A 16964-nucleotide genomic window follows, 5' to 3' on the forward strand; every position below is an offset into this window, starting at 1 on the left:
CGCAAAACCCGAATCATTGATCGTTTTCTGATCCTTTGTGAGTAAACTGGCTATTGGCTCAAGTATCATTTGTTACTCTATTGGCGAGGTCATCGGGACGTCGCTTGGCTGTTAAATCGGGACACCGAACTGCTGGCAGGGAAAAGTCGGATATGGAAATACTGGATGAGATCGAACAACTGATTATTAGCGAAATGAACGTTGCCCACTCGTTCTACGCGACCCATGTGGCAGGTCCCAGGTTGAGCTTTCGGATACTTGGTACATCAACGCTTTTTCTGAGTGTCGCTATTCCGTTTATTTCTCAAAGTGAGCTTCCGCTGGAACATAAATCACTTTGGATCACTGGCCTGTCGCTTGGTATTACAGTCGTGACTGGTATATCGACCTTTTTCAAACCAGATGAAACGTGGAAGCTGAACATGGGAGCCAAACTGAATCTGGAGTCTCTGTTCGCTATCTGGAAACTGGAGTGTCTGGAAACCAGATCTTTGCCAGATACATCAGAAAGCCTCAAAAAGCATTTTGAGGCTTCCAGGAGATTTCTCCGCTCGGCTCAGGCTATCACTGCCGCAAACACCGAAGGATTTTTTACCAATGTCAGTTTTCCGGACGCCAAATAACGGATAGCGCTATTGATTCATAAAAAATCAGTATGAACAGAGATAACCAGAGAGGTTAAATGAAAACCATCGGATTATTGGGCGGTATGAGCTGGGAAAGCACGCAAGGCTATTACAAGGCCATTAATGAAGGGGTAAAACAGGCGCTGGGTGGTTTGCACTCCGCCCAAATTGCCCTCTACAGCGTTGATTTTGAACCCATTGAAAAACTCCAGCATGCTGGCGACTGGCCGGGCACTGCAAAGATATTGGCGGCTGCGGCAAAAAATATTCAGGCCGCTGGTGCCGATGTACTGCTGATCTGCACCAACACCATGCACAAAGTCGCCCCGCAAATCGAAGCTGAACTACAAATCCCGCTGTTGCACATTGCCGATGCAACCGCCGCCAGCTTGCAGCAGGCCGGTATCCAAACCGTTGGATTATTGGGTACCGCGTTCACCATGGAACAGGACTTCTACAAAGGCCGCCTGACCGAAAACCACGGCCTCAAGGTACTGGTGCCAGAAGAACAGGATCGCGCCATTGTCCACCGGGTCATTTATGACGAGCTGTGTCTTGGCACCATCAACCCGGACTCCAGAGCAGAATACCTGCGCATTATTGAAGCGCTGGCAGCCGCAGGTGCCGAAGCTGTGATTCTGGGCTGTACCGAAATCGGCATGCTGGTCAGTCAGAGTGACACCCGCGTTCGCTTATTCGACACCACCGCTATTCATGCCCAGAAAGCCGTTGAATTTGCGCTGGGTTAACTGTAGGTCGAATAACCGAGCGTAGCGAGGGCCATCCGACAACTTGCCGCGTCGGATGGCAATCATTCAGGCTTCAATCATACAGGCAATCATATCCTGTTCGATTTGTGGCCAGTCCAGCTCGCGAGAGCTGATGATTTCAATGCGGCTATCGCGACGGTAGGCCACCTTGTCGAAATCATGCTCGTTCTGCACCCGGTTATAAAACACCCAGGCACCATCAATATGAATCACGCCTTTAATACGGCTGATCCCCTCCAGACTGTTCAGAACCTCTTCCAGCGCCCAATAATCAAAACAATCGTCACGGTGGAAAATCCAGCCACAGCTGAACAAACCGCTGCCATTACCAGTCTTGCGGATCGGTTTGCCCGGTTCAGGAATCTGCTCCGCTGGTGATGCCTGTGAATGGTCGTGGCTGTGCTGGTGGTTATGACCGTGTTGATGGTCATGATCATGGCCGTGGTTATGCGCATGGTCATGCTGATGGTCATGATCGTGATGCTGATGTTTATGCGCATCCGGGAACTGCGCCTGTAACTGACCATCGCGCACCAGATCCAGCAGAGCCGGATCGATAACCCCGCGGGTAGTACGGCCAACGTACTGCTTCGGCGGGAACATATTGCCGAGGCTGGTTTCGGCCAGCTCCAGCTGTGCCGCATCGGCCAGATCGCATTTGTTAATCAGCACTACATCGGCCAGGTTCAGCTGATCATGGAAAGTTTCATTGTCGATCACGTCTGGCTGTTCCAGCAGACGTGGGTCCAGCAAACAAACCGTGGCACGCAGATCGAGCTTGTCCCGCAAGGCCGGGCCCATCAGGGTGTCGATAATGCCTTCCGGGTGACCGATACCGGTTGGCTCAATAATCAGCCGGTCGGGTTGGGCTTGCTCAATCAGGGCCTGCAGCGTTTTATTCAGCGAAGGCCCCATGGCACAGCAGATACAACCACCGGTCAACTCCTTCACATGCAAACCGTCCTGATCAGGCATCATTTCCTGATCAATCCCCACCTGACCAAACTCATTCACCAACACCGCCCAGGACTCACCCGCTGGCTTATGCGCCAACAGTGAATTAATCGACGTCGTTTTACCAACGCCCAGAAAGCCGGTGATGATATTGGTCGGAATGACTCTGGATTGTTCGTTCATAGTGACTCTTTGCTGCTCGATAAAACCGGGAAAAACTTCTGCTGCCGAGCCGAATGTTACCCTATAGCAGCTGGTACAGGTGTTGGGTAAAAGAGATTTGCGGGTTTGTGCGGGTATAGTCAGACCGGTAACCAGTTTTCGGTGCTGACTGCGTGTACGCATGAACCGACGAATGTCGCTGAGCAAGGAACTGGAAACCACTGATTGTCTCCCGAGAAACACAGTGCATGCATACAGTGTAATAGGATGGGGACTCAGATTAATGTACGCTCTTTCAGCAGGCTTGTGCGCTTTCCTGAGCGCTAATAGGGTAAGACCTTGAAACCCGGAAGGTTATTGCGCAGGTTTACAGCTATATGTGTAAGCGAAACAGGTGTTAGTGCGCAACGAAATCCGGAGTTAATGCGCAGCCTGCCCGGCCGGACGCGCTTTCTCAGAATGGATTGATCTGGAAATGGAATTTACATCCTATATTTCAGCTGGTTACAGCACCTTTCCAGAAACTGGTTCACCCAGAAAGTGCGCATGCGCACTAATGCTGTTATGTGTCCTATGTGAGCATGGAAGTTACCGCTATCTTTGCAACTGCTTCCCTACTGGTTTGATCTTTATCTTCGAAGGATTGATTAATGAATGATTTGATCACTGATTATTACGACAATTTAAATCCAGGAGCATTTTCAGATTGTGAATGCCGAACACCCAGAAGCAACAGCTGTTTGGACTGTTTTCAAAGCCAGTTTTTTGGTGGAAATGAAATAAGTTATGACTGTGAGGAAAAACGAAAACTCTATGTACTGCGATATTTTCCTGTTCATTGCGCGGAGAATTATCGTGGAGCAAAAAACATTCCTAGTGATGTGATTGATAACTGGTTTGAAGATGGACACGTAAACATATTATCTGTCGGAGGTGGACCGGGGTCAGACATTTGTGGTGTTCTGGAATACCTGGAGGATGAAGCACGAAGTCGACAGGTTGACTTGTCTGTTGATGTAGTGCGACTGGATATCGAGGATCAATGGGACGAAGTATTCGACGATGTAATGGAACGTTTCTTTCCTTGGGCTAGTTATCGGACAGTGCATTTGGATGTGAACGACGGCATTGATTTGAGCTCTGATGGTAACTTTGACATGGCAACACTTTCTTACCTAACTTCTGAGTTGAGCTCGGAGGCATGTTTGAACTTGGCTGATGAGGTGGATTCCTTGCTTGTTGATGGAGGAGTACTCATGATCAATGACCGCCCTGAGGACGTTGTAGAACAAGATATTCGATCTATGTTTGATCGAATTGAGGTGAGCTACGAGGAATATTCTTTATCTGCTTGGGCTGGGTATCGTTACCCAAATGATATTGCCGATGTTGTAGGCCCGAAATTCAATATGAACTCAAGCATTTTTATTGGAGTCAAGGAATGATTATCAGCGCTAGCCGCCGCACAGATATTCCGGCTTTTTACTCCGACTGGTTTGTCAATCGCATGCGCGAAGGTTTCTTACTTACTCGTAACCCATTTAACGCTCATCAGATTAAGCGAGTCTCGTTAAAGCCAGAGGATGTTGAGGTACTAGTGTTCTGGACCAGAAATCCGTCCAAACTTATGCCTTTTTTGCCAGAGATGGATGCCCAGGGTTATCGCTACTACTTCCAATACACCATTACAGGTTATCCACGCACGGTCGAAAAGTCGGTACCTAATCCCCACCGTGCGATCGAAACCTTCATCCACCTTAGCCAACAAATTGGCCCAGACAGGGTAGTGTGGCGCTATGACCCGATATTGCTGTCTAATCTGTTACCTCTGGGTGAACATAAACGCTTGTTCAGTAAAATTGCTAGTGCGTTGGCAGGAAAAACTAGTCGAGTGGTGATAAGTTTCGCCGACTTTTATAAGAAAACCGAAAAGAACCTGAAACAGGTTGATCGTCTGATTTGCTCGGATATCACTCAACAACATGAGCAGCTACTGGATCTATCGACTTACATGGCGAAGGTAGCTGTTGCGAATGGCATGGAAATAAAAAGTTGTGCAGAAGCCGTCGATGTCGCTAGTGCTGGGGTGCCTCATGGTAAGTGCATTGATGATACATTGATTAAAGATGTTTTCGGCCTAAGTCTTGATGGGAAAAAAGATAGTGGTCAGCGCGAAGAATGTGGTTGCATAAAAAGTATCGATATTGGTGTTTATAACACATGTTTACATGGCTGTTCTTACTGCTATGCAACTTTCAATCACGATACGGTAATCAAGAATCAGCAGAAACACGACCCATCGAGTCCTTTCTTGCTTGGCGGAATCGAGGGTGTTGATCCGGCGCTGTTAAACAGCGACGAACCTCAAGGCTCCTTGTTCTGAGGCAAAATACCAAAGGCCATAAGTTCAACAAGAACTTCGGTGAGCTGGTTGCCCACTTCTTCAACCACCAGACCCATCACCGTGGTCAGGTCAGCACCTTGCTAAGCCAGCACGGCAAAGATATTGGCGTGACGGACTTTCTTGTGGATATTCCTGGCAGTTCATCAGCGACGTAGTAGTCGCCGGTTTTTACATCTGTACCCATTCATTCTGATTTTTTTACCCCTGACATTAATGCGCTCGTCCTCCTAACCTGACATTCCCGAATTCGGGTTTATGTCTGTTGCGGAGGTACTCAGAATGGACGAAACGGCTTTGATGTTGGCGCGGCTTCAATTCGCGTTCACGGTCTCCTTTCATATTATTTTCCCGGCCATCACCATCGGCCTGGCAAGTTTTCTGGCAGTGCTGGAATTTCTCTGGTTGCGCACCGGGCAACCTGTGTACAAAACCCTCTATGTTTTCTGGTCGCGTATTTTTGCTCTTAACTTTGGGATGGGGGTGGTGGCCGGGTTGGTGCTGGCGTACGAGTTCGGTACTAACTGGGCCGGGTTTTCGACCTTTGCGGGGAGTATTACCGGCCCCTTGCTGGCCTACGAAGTACTGACCGCTTTCTTTCTGGAAGCCGGTTTTCTGGGGGTGATGCTGTTTGGCTGGGACAGGGTCGGCAACCGCTTGCACTTCTTCGCTACGGTAATGGTGGCCATTGGCACGCTGATTTCCGCTACCTGGATCATTGCTTCCAATAGCTGGATGCACACACCCGCCGGGTACAGCCTGGTACAGGGTGCTCATGGGCTGGTTGTTGAGCCGCAAAGCTGGTTCAGGATTATCTTTAATCCGTCTTTCCCGTACCGGCTGGTCCACATGGTGTTGGCTGCCTTTTTGAGCACGGCGCTGATGGTTGCCGCCAGCGCTGCCTGGCATCTGCTGCGTGGCAACAACAGCCCGGCCATTCGCAAGATGATGACCATGGCGTTGTTGATGCTGGTCGTTACCACACCGCTGCAAATCATCGCCGGTGATGCGCACGGCCTCAATACGCTGGAACATCAGCCTGCCAAAATCGCCGCAATGGAAGGTCACTGGCGCAATGGCGAGGCGGGAGAGGGTGTGCCACTGATTCTGTTTGGCTGGCCCGACAACGACACCGAAACCACCCGCTTCGCGTTGGAAATTCCCCACGCAGCCAGTCTGATTCTGACCCACAGCGTTGATGGCACCTTCAAGGGATTGTCAGAATTTCCGGCTAACGAGCGTCCGAATGCGGCAGCGGTGTTCTGGTCATTCCGGGTCATGGTGGGACTTGGTTTGTTGATGCTGTTACTGGGTGTGTGGGGCGTCTGGAGCTGGTGGCGCGGCAGTCTGTTCAAACAAAAAGCATTGCTGACATTTGTCCTGCTGATGGGGCCAAGCGGATTGATTGCCCTGCTGGCTGGCTGGTTCACTACCGAGCTGGGCCGTCAGCCATGGGTGGTGTACGGCCTGCTGCGTACTGACCAGGCCGCCAGCAACCACAGTGTACCGGTGCTCAGCTTCACTCTGCTGCTGTTTGTAGTGGTGTACTTCGCCATCTTTGGCGTGGGTATCCGTTACCTGTTGCGGCTGATTGCAGCTGGCCCGGATGATCTTGCCGTCAGTGCGGAAGAAAACCCTCTGCAATTGGCCAGTCACTTCTCGTTATCGAGCATCCGGGATATTCCCGACCAGCCACGTGGAGGCAAATAACATGGGCATTGATACCTCGCTGCTGTGGGCAGTCATCATTCTGGTTGGGGTGATGCTGTATGTGATGGCTGACGGCTTTGATCTGGGCGTTGGCATCCTCTTTCCGCTGGTAAAATCGGACCACGACAAACACCGTATGATGGCCAGTGTTGCCCCTATCTGGGATGGCAACGAAACCTGGCTGGTACTCGGTGGTGCAGGCTTGTTGGCGGCTTTTCCTATGGCCTATTCGGTGATTCTGAGCGCTTTGTATATTCCCATTGTGCTGATGCTGGTAGGGCTGATTTTTCGTGGCGTGGCGTTTGAAGCCCGTGGCAAGGCCAGCCCTCGCAGCCGTCATTTATGGGATCTGTCGTTCTTTGCCGGTTCAATCCTTGCGACCTTTTGTCAGGGCCTGATTCTGGGCGGTTATGTCGCTGGCCTCGACGTGGTAAATGGCCAATACGCTGGTGGTGCATTGGACTGGTTGAGCCCATTTTCGGTCTTCTGTGGGCTGGCGTTGATCGCCGCCTATGCCCTGTTAGGCAGTACCTGGCTGATTATGAAAACCGAACATCGGCTACAAACCCGGATGCGCGCTATCAGCGCCAAACTGGTGTGGGGGTTGTTGGTGTTTATTGCTGGCATTTCCATCTGGACCCCGCTGGAACATCCGGCCATTGCCGAGCGCTGGTTTTCCTTCCCGAATATCTGTTGGCTACTCCCCATGCCTGTGCTGACGCTGCTGGCAGCGATCCAGCTACTGCGTTCAGTAAAGCAGGGTGAATCGGCGCCGTTTATGTACTCGCTATTGATCATGGCGCTGGGTTACGCCGGGTTAGGCATCAGTCTGTGGCCCAACGTGATACCTCCATTCGTCAGTATCTGGGATGCCGCTGCACCGGCTTCCAGTCAGGGCTTTGCCCTGGTCGGCGCTTTGCTGATTATCCCGGTGATCCTGATGTACAGCGCCTGGTCGTATTATGTGTTCCGCGGCAAGGTGAATATGGAGGATGGCTATCACTGAATCCTGTCAGTCGTTAGCTAATTTATACGCACACAGCGCCGGACCAGCTCCGGCGCTGTATCTGAGGGAATGGTTTGTGGAAATGGATTTGTAACCCTCTCAAAGCACTGAACCATTCAAGGTCATTGAGCTTTCCGATGTGCTAATCGCTAGCTCCATCTCATCCGCAACTCTTCTATCATAAAGTCGTACACCAGCCGGACCCGTCTGGAGACCGGCCCCCGTTGAGGGCGGTAGATAAATACGTCCCAGGGTCTATCTGCTGCGAAGTCTTCCAGCACCGCGACCAGTTTGCCGTCGGCAATCAATGGGTCGGCCAGGCAGCTGGGGATGCGGCCAAATCCCATACCATTCAGTACCGCCTGTAATTCGGCTTCAGCGTCGTTGCATACCACCAGCGGCGACGCCGGAGTGTAGGAATGGTTGTGGGCAAAGCGCCATGGCCACAGCCTGGCGCTGTGGGTGTCTTGCAGGGCGACGATGGGGAATTGGTCGAGTTCGATCAAATGTTCGGGTTTACCGCAGCGTTCAATCAATGCCGGGGTTGCCACAATCGAGAACCTCAGTTTGCCGATGGAGCGGGCGATAAAGCGGCCATCACGAATTTGTGGGCCGAGCCGGATACCGATGTCGATACGGTCGTCCACCACGTCGCTGACAGTGTCGCTGAGCTGGAATTCAAATCGCAGGCGGCTGTCTTGCTGATGCAGCCTGGGCAGCATTGGCATGATGAAGTGGCTGCAAATCAGTGAGGGCGCGGCAATACGAATCGGAATGTCCTGGTCGCTGACACCTTCCAGCAGGCTGGATATTTCGCTGATGGCCGGTTTTGCCTTTTGGTAAATATGCTCACCGAATTGGGTAATTCTGATATTGCGGGTGCTGCGTACAAACAGGATTTCAGAGAAGGAGGTTTCCAGATCGCGGATGGCTCGGGTAACGGATTGCGGCGAGGTATTCAGCTTGATGGCGGCTTCGCGAAACGAGGTGCTTTCAGCGCATACGCAAAATATTTTCAATTTCTCGATGCTGGCGCTCATGCTGGAGATCTCTTTCGATGTGCTAATTATTCCAAAACAGGAATTTTTGATTCCTGACTGTAGCATATTTGTCGTCAGCCCCTTGCGCTAGCATGGCTTCATTCTTTGCACACTGGTCATTCGACCGCGCCTGATGATTGAGGGGAAATAATGAAAAAGCCGTATGAAGCATTTCAACTACAAGACGGTGTTGTGCTGAAAAACGCTGTGGTAATGGCGCCGATGACCACCTGGGCTGGGTCCAGTGATGGCCAGCTGACTGCCACCGAGTTGGCTTATTACCGTGAACGGGTGAAAGACGTGGGGATGGTTATCAGTGCTACGGCTCATGTAGTGGAAAATGGCCGCGGTTTCAGTGGCCAGTTTTACGCTGGTGACGACCACTGCCTGCCACAGCTTAAGGAGCTGGCCATCACTCTGAAGTCTGGTGGTGCCAGGGCAATTCTGCAGTTATTTCATGCCGGGCGTTCTACCAGTACCGAGCTGAACGAGGATATTGTCGGTGCCTCGGCGATTCCGGAAACCTTTGCCTATCACACCAACCCGCGCGCGTTGACCGAAGGTGAGATACAGACGCTGATTGACGAGTTTGCCAGGGCCTCTCGGCGGGCCATGGAGGCAGGCTTTGACGGTATTGAACTGCACGGCGCCAATGGCTATTTGTTGCAACAGTTTTTGTCGCCAGCAACCAATCAGCGTGATGACCAATGGGGTGGCTCACTGGAAAACCGTATGCGTTTTCCGCTGGCAGTGGTGGATGCGGTGATAGACGTCGTGAAGCAATCCGGCCGGGAAGACTTTGTGATTGGTTACCGTTTAACGCCAGAAGAAGTACCGCAAATGGAACCGGGCCTGACGCTGGAAGATGCCGATGTGTTTGTGGAGCAGTTGGCGCAACGAAACATCAGTTACCTGCATCTGTCGTTGCAGCAATTTGACCAATCCTCACGTCGTAATCCGCAGCAAACCGAGCCGGTAGCACATCGCATTCTGAAGATTGTCGAGGGGCGTTTGCCAGTGATTGGCGTGGGCATGGTGAAAAGCGGTGATGACTTAAACCATGCATTTGAGCTGGGATATGACCTGGTGGCGGTTGGTCGCGCTCTGGTTACCGAGCCGCGTTGGTTGAGTCTGGTACAGCAAGGGTTACCGGTTCGTTCCACGATGAAAGCAACGGATTCGTTGGAGCGTACCGTACCGCAGGTGATGATTGATAATATCCGTATCAATTTCCCGGCGACCATCGAATAGCGCTGCCGGGGTCTTGAGCTCCTGGAATTGCGGGAACGGATTTCAAAGCCACGGATAAGACTGGGACCTTGGCCCAGGCTGCTTCCTCTGCTCAGGCTATCTTCTGTTAGATATGCACCAAAAAGCCCGCCCTGACATGAGTCTGCCGGGGCGGGAAACAGTCGGCAGGTAAGGACTGCCCTTTCGGATTTCAGGTGGTATAGCCCTGCCCAAAAGATCCTGTCGACCATTTGCCCTTAACGGGCAAATCCATAACGGAACCGTTGCAGCCCCTGTAACGCCTGTTCGGCATTTTTATCTGCACGGATCAGGAACGAGCTGAAGCCGCATTGCTGCATCAGCACCAGCTGGTCGCGGAGGACGTCGCCGACCGCTCGAATATCCCCTTGATAACCCAGGTTGCGGCGTAATACGGCTGCTTGTGAGTAGGCCCGGCCGTCGGTAAATTTCTCGAAGTTGAGTGCCACCATTGGAGCTTGTTGCAGCAGCTCGACGAGTTCTTCCGGTTCGTCGGCGGCGCTCAGCTGCAGCGCCGGGACCAGACTGCTGCTTGTGCCGGCTTGTTCAGCCAGCCATTGGCGGTAATCCTCAACCTTCAGCACCTGGGTTTGTTGATTGCTGGCCGGGACATACCAAGGGTCATCAAACACTTGTTCGGCAACGCCGTTACGAATGGCGATCAGTTGGCTCATCAGCAGCTTTCCTCCGATTTTTCGTTGGTCTGGTAGACCGCCTGTTTGAACGGTTCGACGCCCAGCCGGGCGATGCAGTCGGCGAAGTTTTCATCGCCTTCACGGGCGCTGAGGTAATGGTCGGTCAGGCGCTGCAGTACGGTCGGAATTTCCTCCGCGCGAAAGGCCGGGCCAATGATTTTGCCGATTCGGGCTGCTTTGCCTTGCTGACCGCCAATGGTCACCTGAAACCATTCCTCATCGTTTTTGGTAACGCCCAGAATGCCGATATTGCCAACATGGTGATGGCCACAGGCGTTCATGCAGCCAGAAATGTTAAGGCTCAGTTCGCCGAGCTCGTGGAGGTAGTCGAGCTGGTCGAACTGGCGTTGTATCTGGCGTTCGACCGGCAGGGTTTTGGTATTGGCGAGGGCGCAGAAATCACCGCCGGGGCAGGATATAACATCTGTTAGCAGACCAATGTTTGGCGTCGCCAGGCCAATGCGCTGAAAGGCTTTCCAGAGCGGGTAGAGATCGCAGCGGGCAACGTCGGTCAGCACCAGGTTTTGCTCATGGGTGACGCGGATTTCACCGCAGCTGTAGCGGTCGGCCAGAGCGGCCAGTTCGCGCATCTGGTCGCTGCTGAGGTCGCCGGGAGCGCAGGTTTCATAGCTGGCAGGGCCTCTTTTGGTGGATGCAACCACGGCGACATAACCCGCCTGTTTCTGCGGCCGGGTGTTTTGCTGAATCCACTGCGCGAAGTCCTGGTCTCGGGCCAGCCAGGCACCGTATTCAAGATCCAGTTCGGCACTGACCACTGGATATTGCCGCTCAAAACCGGCGCTGATACGAGCCAGTTGCTGCTCGCTGACCACGGGAGCCGAGTTGCTGTTGCGGATTTTCTGCCACTCTTGTTCGACTTCGTCGCGGAACGCATCAATGCCAAGCGACTTCACCAGAATCTTGATGCGAGCCTTGTACTTGTTGTCGCGACGGCCAAAGCGGTTGTACACCCGTAAGGTTGCTTCAAGGCAGCCCAGCAAGTCCTGCCAATGAACCTGTTCGAACAGCATCTGATTGAGGATGGGCGTGCGCCCAAGCCCGCCACCAACCATGATGCGGAAATACGCGGCACCCTTGTGCTGGTACAGATACAGGCCTATGTCGTGGGCACGAATAACAGCGCGATCTTCATCGGCGGATGACACGGCAATCTTGAACTTGCGTGGCAGGAAAAGGAATTCCGGGTTGATGGTGGCCCACTGGCGCAACAGTTCGGCGAACGGGCGCGGGTCCATGATTTCATCATGAGCGACACCGGCAAAGGCTTCGGTGGTGATATTGCGCACGCAGTTACCGGAGGTCTGGATGGCATGCATATGCTCACCGGCCAGAGCTTCCAGAATGTCGGGCACATCACTCAGTTCAATCCAGTTGAACTGCAGATTCTGGCGGGTGGTGAAGTGGCCATAACCACGGTCGTAGCGGTCGGCAATATTACCTAACAAGCGCAGCTGATCTGCCGACAGAGTGCCGTAGGGGATAGCAACACGCAGCATCCAGGCATGGCGCTGCATGTAAAGGCCGTTCTGCAGTCGCAGCGGCAGGAATTCATCATCGCTCAGTTCGCCGCCCTGATAGCGGGCAACCTGATCGCGGAATTCTTCCACTCTGGACAGCACCAGAGCATCGTCGTAGTCGTTGTATTGGTACACAAACACCAGCCTGAGTCATTGGGTTGTATTGGGGGTTGGATTGGGGTTGTTACAGGCTACGGTTTGATGTGATTTAGGATCAGGCTCAAAAAAATAAAAATAAATGGGGACAGATTCAGGTTTCCATCAACCCCCGCAAGGTCGTCAGTGCCTGCAGACGTTGCGGGTTCCAGTCATGGGCAAAGCTGAGGCGGATACAGTGACCAAACTGGCCGGAAGCTGAAAACAGCGGCCCCGGGGTAATCACAATTTTTTGCTGTAAGGCTTTGGGATAGAGCGCCAGAGCGTCGGTATCTGCTGGCTGTTGCAGTCCGGTTTTAGTGCCAAACTCCAGCCACAGCGCGAGGCCGCCTTCCGGCACACTGATTTTGTGACTGGTTTGCCAGCCACGCAGGTAGGCCAATAGCTGGTCGCGTTGATAGCGCAGTTGATATTTCTGCCGTTTGAGATGGGCGCTGTAGTGGCCTTCGGCGATAAAGTCGGCGATGCCTTGTTGCAGTGAGCGGCTGGAAGCCAGCTGGGTGATCATTTTCAGCTGAAGGATCTGGCGATGCCAGCGGCCGCCGCAGACCCAGCCGATACGCAGGTCACGCGACAGTGATTTCGACAAGGAACTGCACAGGATCACCCGGCCGTTTGGGCCTGCATCCAGCGCTTTTAGCGGGTCGGGAATCTGGTTGAAGGCGGTGTCGGCATAGATGTCGTCTTCAACAATCGCCAGATCGTGCTGGTCGGCCAGTTGCAATAGCTGCTGACGTTGTGGCACTGGCATCAGTGCACCAGTCGGTGTGGCGAATGCCGGTGACACCACACAGGCCTTGATTGGCCATTGCTGCAGGGCGGATTCCAGGGCGTCGATGTCCATGCCGCTGTCGGCATGGGCGGGAATTTCAATCACCTGCAACTGCAGTTGTTGCAGCAGCTGCATCACGCCGTAAAAGCCGGGTGATTCTACCGCCACCACATCACCGGGCTGACAACAGGCTGACAGCGCCAGAAACAAGGCATTCTGGCAGCCGCAAGTAATGGCGATCTGATCCAGCTCCAGCGCGCAGCCACGCCGACCTAACATCAGTTGCAGCTGGCTGCGCAAGGCAAGCAGACCGGCCGGGTCATCGTAATACAGATAATCATCACCGCGCTGGCGTCGCAAGGCCCGGCCAATCGAACGGTTAAGAGCCACAATGCCAGGCGGCAGGTCGCCGGATGGGCGGCCTGGCAAAATATCAAAGGCGGCGCTGCGGCGCATGATATCTAACAGCAGTTCACTGACGTTAACCGGCCGTGGTGGCTCCAGGCGCGCACTGGTGGTGGGTGTTCTGATGGTGTGAGGTTTAAGAGTGACGTAAAAACCGGACTTGGGGCGAGCTTCCAGCAAGCCCTGGGCTTCGAGCCGTTGCAGGGCGTGCTGGACGGTGGCTTTGGAGGCGGCAAATTCTTCACACAAACTACGGATGGAAGGCAGCCGTTCACCCAACCGCCAGCGTTGCTGCTGGATGCCTTGTAATAATTTTTGTTCGAGATCCTGATAGCGATAACTGCGGGATGGTGCTGACATGGGTTTTCCATCTGTACCTATTATTTTTAAAATTTTTAGGCCTGATGCGATTGCTGTCAAATCTCTAGTCTGGGGGCAATGATTATTCGATGAGAGGCCCTGACGATGGAAAATACCCGCACGGCACGAATTCCGCTGGTGAATGAAGACACTCCAGCAAGGCTTTCCGAAGCACTGACCAGCGAAACCCTCAGCAGCATGCTGCCGCCGAAGAAGAACTACCAGGTGAATGGCAAGTTCTATGTGCGGCTGGTCAGTGGCTTGTATCAGAATCTGCGACGGCTGGTGAGTGTGCCGCTGCTATTGCTGTTCTTCGCGACGGTGTGGATTCCGTGGGGTGATCATCCTGCGGTACTGTTTTCTTTTGCAGAGCGCCGCATTTTCCTGTTTGGCCTGACGCTCAGCTGGTACGACCTGCCATTGCTGGCCGGGCTATTGATCGCCGGAGCAGCGCTGCTGTTTTTTGCGGCAGTCGCCTACGGCCGTGTGTGGTGTGGTTTCGCCTGCCCGCAAAGTGTCTGGACCTGGCTGTTTATCCGTATCGAACAGTTGGTAGAGGGGGATGCGCGCAAGCTGAAAAAGATGGATGAGCAGGGTCTGACGGCTGTGCAATGGCTGCGGCGTGGATTCAAACATCTGGCCTGGCTGGCGGTTGGACTGGTAACCGCTGTCACCTTCGCCGGTTATTTTATGCCGATGCCTGAGCTGTTGGTCGACATGGCCAGCTTTGATTTCCTCTCGCTGGCCTGGGCCTGGACCATCATCATGGGCTTGCTGACCTACGCCAATGCTGGTTTGGTGCGGGAAAAAATTTGTACCCATGCCTGTCCTTACGCCCGTTTCCAGAGTGTGATGTTTGATGCTGACACCCGTACCGTCAGCTACGACATTGCCCGTGGTGAGCCACGTAGCCGCCATCAAGCCCGGGCGCAACAGAGTGGTTGTGGCAGCTCGGGCGAGAAGGGCGATGCGAAAGCGCAGGGGGATTGCGTGGATTGCTCGCTGTGCGTGCAGGTGTGCCCGGTCGGCATTGATATTCGCAACGGCCTGCAACTGCCGTGTATCGACTGCGGAGCGTGCATCGACGCCTGCGATGGTGTGATGAAAAAACTCGGCAAAGCCACCGGCCTGATCCGCTTCGCCTCGGAAAACCAGCTGCTGGGCAAAAGCAGCCCCTTTATTCGGCCGAAATTGCTCAGTTACGGTGCTGTGATGGCCGTGTGTGTCGGTGCTGTACTGTGGGGCTTCTTGCAGTCAACCGAACTGCTGGCGGAAGTCCACCGCAGCCGTGGCCAACTGTATGTGCAACGGCCGGACGACCGCTGGTGCAACGACTTTGAAATCAAACTCGAAAGCTTTGTGGCGGGCTCCCAACTGGTAAACATCAGCGTCAGCAGCCAGAGCGGGGCAGCCTTTGAACTGATGGGGCCGGAACAGCTCGACCTCCACCAGAACCAGGGCCATTGGCAAAATTTCCGGGTATGTTCCAGCTCCGAACAAGCCCGCCCGGATATGCTGGTGTTTAACTTCAATATGGATGGCATTCAGCAGCAGCGCGAAGCCAAATTTATCGTGCCCAGATGAGGGCGGTTGCCGGGCTTGTCGGATGGCGCAGGCTTATCCGACTACTGCCTATTCAATGCATCCCGGTGCTCAAATAACTCGGCTGCTCAATCAAATCGGCTACCTGATGCAGGTTTTCCTGCCATTGGTCCCGGCTGATCGGCCCGCCGAAGCACAGGCGGACGGCGTTGGGTGGGTTGTTGTCGGTGGAGAAGGCGGCACTGGAGACCGCGCTGACGCCCAGCTGGCGTAGTTGCACGGCGAGTTCCGACGGGTTCCAGTCGGAGCTTTTGGGGATCTGCAGCCACAAATGAAAGGCTCCTTCGGCCGAGCGAATATTGCGGCTGCCGAGTTGTTCTTCGGCGATACGCAAGCGGGCGATGGATTCACGGCGGATGCATTTCACCATCTGATCGGCGGTGCCATCCAGAATCCACTGGCTTACCAGAGCATCGGTCAGTGGGCTGGACATCACGTGCAGTGCGCGCATTGCTGCGGCAACCCGTTGCTGGTGGCGTTTGCCCGGGGTGTAGAGAAAGGCCGAGCGTACGCCGGGACCAAAGCATTTGGAGGTGCCGGTAATGTACCAGCTCAGTTCCGGTGCCAGTTCAACGAAGCTGACGGGAGCTTCTTCCGCCAGCATGGTGTAGGCCTCGTCTTCAATAATCGGAATGCTGTAGCGCAGGCAAACGTCGGCGATGGCTTCGCGACGGCTTTTGCTCATGGTGGTGGTGGTCGGGTTCTGGATGGTTGGATTCAGATAGATGGCACCGACAGCACCGAGTTTGCAGAATTCCTCGAACGGCCGTACGAGCGGGCCGTCGTTATCTCGCTCCAGTGAATGCAGCTGAATCCCCAGCTGGGCGGCAATGGCCTTGATGCCAGGATAGGCGAGGCTTTCGACACACAGCACCTGATGCTTTTCAATCAATGTGCTCATCAGCCCTACCAGTGCCGAGTGAATACCCGGACAGATCAGCAGTTGTTCCAGCTGCGGATTGGGCAGCCGCTGGTCGAGCCAGATCAGCGCCGCTTCCTTGTTTTCACGAGTACCACCGAACGCCTGATAGCGCAGCATGGCGTAGAGGTCGCGCTGTGCCAGCACCCCGATGGCACTGTCACGAATCTGTTCGACCAGAGTCGGAATCGCTGGCTCGACCAACAGGTTCATGGTCATTTCGTAACTGCCGAGGCTGGGGCGCACGGTGGCGGTTTTGCCTTTTACAAAGGTGCCGGAACCCGGGTGAGAGTCGATCAGGCCGCGGGTTTTGGCTTCCTGATAGGCCCGCGCGGCGGTGGTGTAGTTGATACCGGTGGCGGTCGCGAGATCCCGCAGCGTCGGCAGCCGATCACGGGCTTGCAGGCGGCCGCTGTCGACATCTTCACCAATCAGATCGGCAATCAGGCGATAGGCAGGGATCCCCTGACTGTTTTTCAGACGCCGTGCCCAACGCGCCAGCTCGGTATTTTTCATAGCCTTCCAGAATTGTTTACAAATCAATTAATGCGATCAATTCGGTAATGATTGCACTGATTG

General features: G+C 53.9%; 14 protein-coding genes and 1 pseudogene. 9 read left to right on the top strand and 6 right to left on the bottom strand.

Going from position 1 to position 16964, the window contains the following annotated elements; genetic code table 11:
- Positions 1 to 152 precede the first annotated feature (152 nt).
- Positions 153 to 623: a DUF4231 domain-containing protein gene (locus K6123_RS08605; RefSeq protein ID WP_221796605.1), complete on the top strand. Its 471-nt coding sequence runs from the start codon at positions 153 to 155 to the stop codon at positions 621 to 623.
- A 59-nt stretch (positions 624 to 682) separates the two neighbouring features.
- Positions 683 to 1375: an aspartate/glutamate racemase family protein gene (locus K6123_RS08610; RefSeq protein ID WP_221796608.1), complete on the top strand. Its 693-nt coding sequence runs from the start codon at positions 683 to 685 to the stop codon at positions 1373 to 1375.
- A 66-nt stretch (positions 1376 to 1441) separates the two neighbouring features.
- Here the strand turns inward: K6123_RS08610 and K6123_RS08615 are convergent, their stop codons facing one another.
- A complete protein-coding gene (locus K6123_RS08615) occupies positions 1442 to 2533 on the bottom strand; it encodes a CobW family GTP-binding protein (protein ID WP_221796611.1) in 1092 nt (363 codons plus the stop codon).
- A 629-nt stretch (positions 2534 to 3162) separates the two neighbouring features.
- On the opposite strand from K6123_RS08615, the gene K6123_RS08620 reads away from it, so the two are divergent.
- From K6123_RS08620 to cydB, 5 genes and pseudogenes are all read left to right on the top strand, one after another.
- Positions 3163 to 3957, top strand: a complete 795-nt coding sequence (locus tag K6123_RS08620) for a hypothetical protein (protein ID WP_221796615.1) — start codon at positions 3163 to 3165, stop codon at positions 3955 to 3957.
- Positions 3954 to 4895, top strand: a complete 942-nt coding sequence (locus K6123_RS08625) for a DUF1848 domain-containing protein (RefSeq protein WP_221796618.1) — start codon at positions 3954 to 3956, stop codon at positions 4893 to 4895. The genes K6123_RS08620 and K6123_RS08625 overlap by 4 nt, the downstream gene beginning before the upstream one ends.
- Positions 4896 to 4906: 11 nt before the next feature.
- Positions 4907 to 5071 (top strand): annotated as a pseudogene (locus tag K6123_RS08630) (DinB family protein); the annotation flags it as partial.
- A gap of 124 nt (positions 5072 to 5195) precedes the next feature.
- Positions 5196 to 6623, top strand: a complete 1428-nt coding sequence (locus tag K6123_RS08635; protein WP_221796621.1) for a cytochrome ubiquinol oxidase subunit I — start codon at positions 5196 to 5198, stop codon at positions 6621 to 6623.
- A gap of 1 nt (position 6624) precedes the next feature.
- A complete protein-coding gene (gene cydB / locus K6123_RS08640; protein ID WP_221796625.1) occupies positions 6625 to 7629 on the top strand; it encodes a cytochrome d ubiquinol oxidase subunit II in 1005 nt (334 codons plus the stop codon).
- Positions 7630 to 7778: 149 nt separating this feature from the next.
- Here cydB and K6123_RS08645 read toward each other — a convergent pair whose 3' ends face one another.
- The gene (locus tag K6123_RS08645; RefSeq protein ID WP_221796628.1) at positions 7779 to 8669 is read right to left on the bottom strand and encodes a LysR family transcriptional regulator; all 891 of its coding nucleotides are present in this window, start codon (positions 8667 to 8669) and stop codon (positions 7779 to 7781) included.
- Positions 8670 to 8819: 150 nt separating this feature from the next.
- On the opposite strand from K6123_RS08645, the gene K6123_RS08650 reads away from it, so the two are divergent.
- A complete protein-coding gene (locus K6123_RS08650; RefSeq protein ID WP_221796631.1) occupies positions 8820 to 9920 on the top strand; it encodes an oxidoreductase in 1101 nt (366 codons plus the stop codon).
- Positions 9921 to 10156: 236 nt separating this feature from the next.
- Here the strand turns inward: K6123_RS08650 and K6123_RS08655 are convergent, their stop codons facing one another.
- The 3 genes from K6123_RS08655 to K6123_RS08665 form a co-directional block, all read right to left on the bottom strand.
- Positions 10157 to 10612 (bottom strand): DUF934 domain-containing protein, encoded by a 456-nt coding sequence (locus K6123_RS08655; RefSeq protein ID WP_221796634.1) that lies wholly within the window; start codon positions 10610 to 10612, stop codon positions 10157 to 10159.
- A complete protein-coding gene (locus tag K6123_RS08660) occupies positions 10612 to 12306 on the bottom strand; it encodes a nitrite/sulfite reductase (RefSeq protein WP_221796637.1) in 1695 nt (564 codons plus the stop codon). The genes K6123_RS08655 and K6123_RS08660 overlap by 1 nt, the downstream gene beginning before the upstream one ends.
- A gap of 115 nt (positions 12307 to 12421) precedes the next feature.
- Positions 12422 to 13864, bottom strand: a complete 1443-nt coding sequence (locus tag K6123_RS08665; RefSeq protein WP_221796640.1) for an aminotransferase-like domain-containing protein — start codon at positions 13862 to 13864, stop codon at positions 12422 to 12424.
- Positions 13865 to 13969: 105 nt separating this feature from the next.
- On the opposite strand from K6123_RS08665, the gene ccoG reads away from it, so the two are divergent.
- Positions 13970 to 15448: a cytochrome c oxidase accessory protein CcoG gene (ccoG, locus tag K6123_RS08670; RefSeq protein ID WP_221796643.1), complete on the top strand. Its 1479-nt coding sequence runs from the start codon at positions 13970 to 13972 to the stop codon at positions 15446 to 15448.
- Between the two features lie 52 nt (positions 15449 to 15500).
- On the opposite strand, the gene K6123_RS08675 is transcribed toward ccoG, so the two are convergent.
- Positions 15501 to 16901, bottom strand: coding sequence for an aminotransferase-like domain-containing protein (locus K6123_RS08675; protein WP_221796646.1), 1401 nt, complete (start codon positions 16899 to 16901; stop codon positions 15501 to 15503).
- Positions 16902 to 16964: the final 63 nt, after the last annotated feature.

The sequence above is a fragment of the Oceanobacter mangrovi genome (genome assembly GCF_019740315.1).
Taxonomy (GTDB): domain Bacteria; phylum Pseudomonadota; class Gammaproteobacteria; order Pseudomonadales; family Oceanobacteraceae; genus Oceanobacter; species Oceanobacter mangrovi.

Bases quoted from the DNA above. Each gene is read 5' to 3' on its own strand.
- K6123_RS08605 (WP_221796605.1), top strand. From the start codon at position 153: ATGGAAATACTGGATGAGATCGAACAACTGATTATTAGCGAAATGAAC.
- K6123_RS08610 (WP_221796608.1), top strand. From the start codon at position 683: ATGAAAACCATCGGATTATTGGGCGGTATGAGCTGGGAAAGCACGCAA.
- K6123_RS08615 (WP_221796611.1), bottom strand. From the start codon at position 2,533: ATGAACGAACAATCCAGAGTCATTCCGACCAATATCATCACCGGCTTT.
- K6123_RS08620 (WP_221796615.1), top strand. From the start codon at position 3,163: ATGAATGATTTGATCACTGATTATTACGACAATTTAAATCCAGGAGCA.
- K6123_RS08625 (WP_221796618.1), top strand. From the start codon at position 3,954: ATGATTATCAGCGCTAGCCGCCGCACAGATATTCCGGCTTTTTACTCC.
- K6123_RS08635 (WP_221796621.1), top strand. From the start codon at position 5,196: ATGGACGAAACGGCTTTGATGTTGGCGCGGCTTCAATTCGCGTTCACG.
- cydB (WP_221796625.1), top strand. From the start codon at position 6,625: ATGGGCATTGATACCTCGCTGCTGTGGGCAGTCATCATTCTGGTTGGG.
- K6123_RS08645 (WP_221796628.1), bottom strand. From the start codon at position 8,669: ATGAGCGCCAGCATCGAGAAATTGAAAATATTTTGCGTATGCGCTGAA.
- K6123_RS08650 (WP_221796631.1), top strand. From the start codon at position 8,820: ATGAAAAAGCCGTATGAAGCATTTCAACTACAAGACGGTGTTGTGCTG.
- K6123_RS08655 (WP_221796634.1), bottom strand. From the start codon at position 10,612: ATGAGCCAACTGATCGCCATTCGTAACGGCGTTGCCGAACAAGTGTTT.
- K6123_RS08665 (WP_221796640.1), bottom strand. From the start codon at position 13,864: ATGTCAGCACCATCCCGCAGTTATCGCTATCAGGATCTCGAACAAAAA.
- ccoG (WP_221796643.1), top strand. From the start codon at position 13,970: ATGGAAAATACCCGCACGGCACGAATTCCGCTGGTGAATGAAGACACT.
- K6123_RS08675 (WP_221796646.1), bottom strand. From the start codon at position 16,901: ATGAAAAATACCGAGCTGGCGCGTTGGGCACGGCGTCTGAAAAACAGT.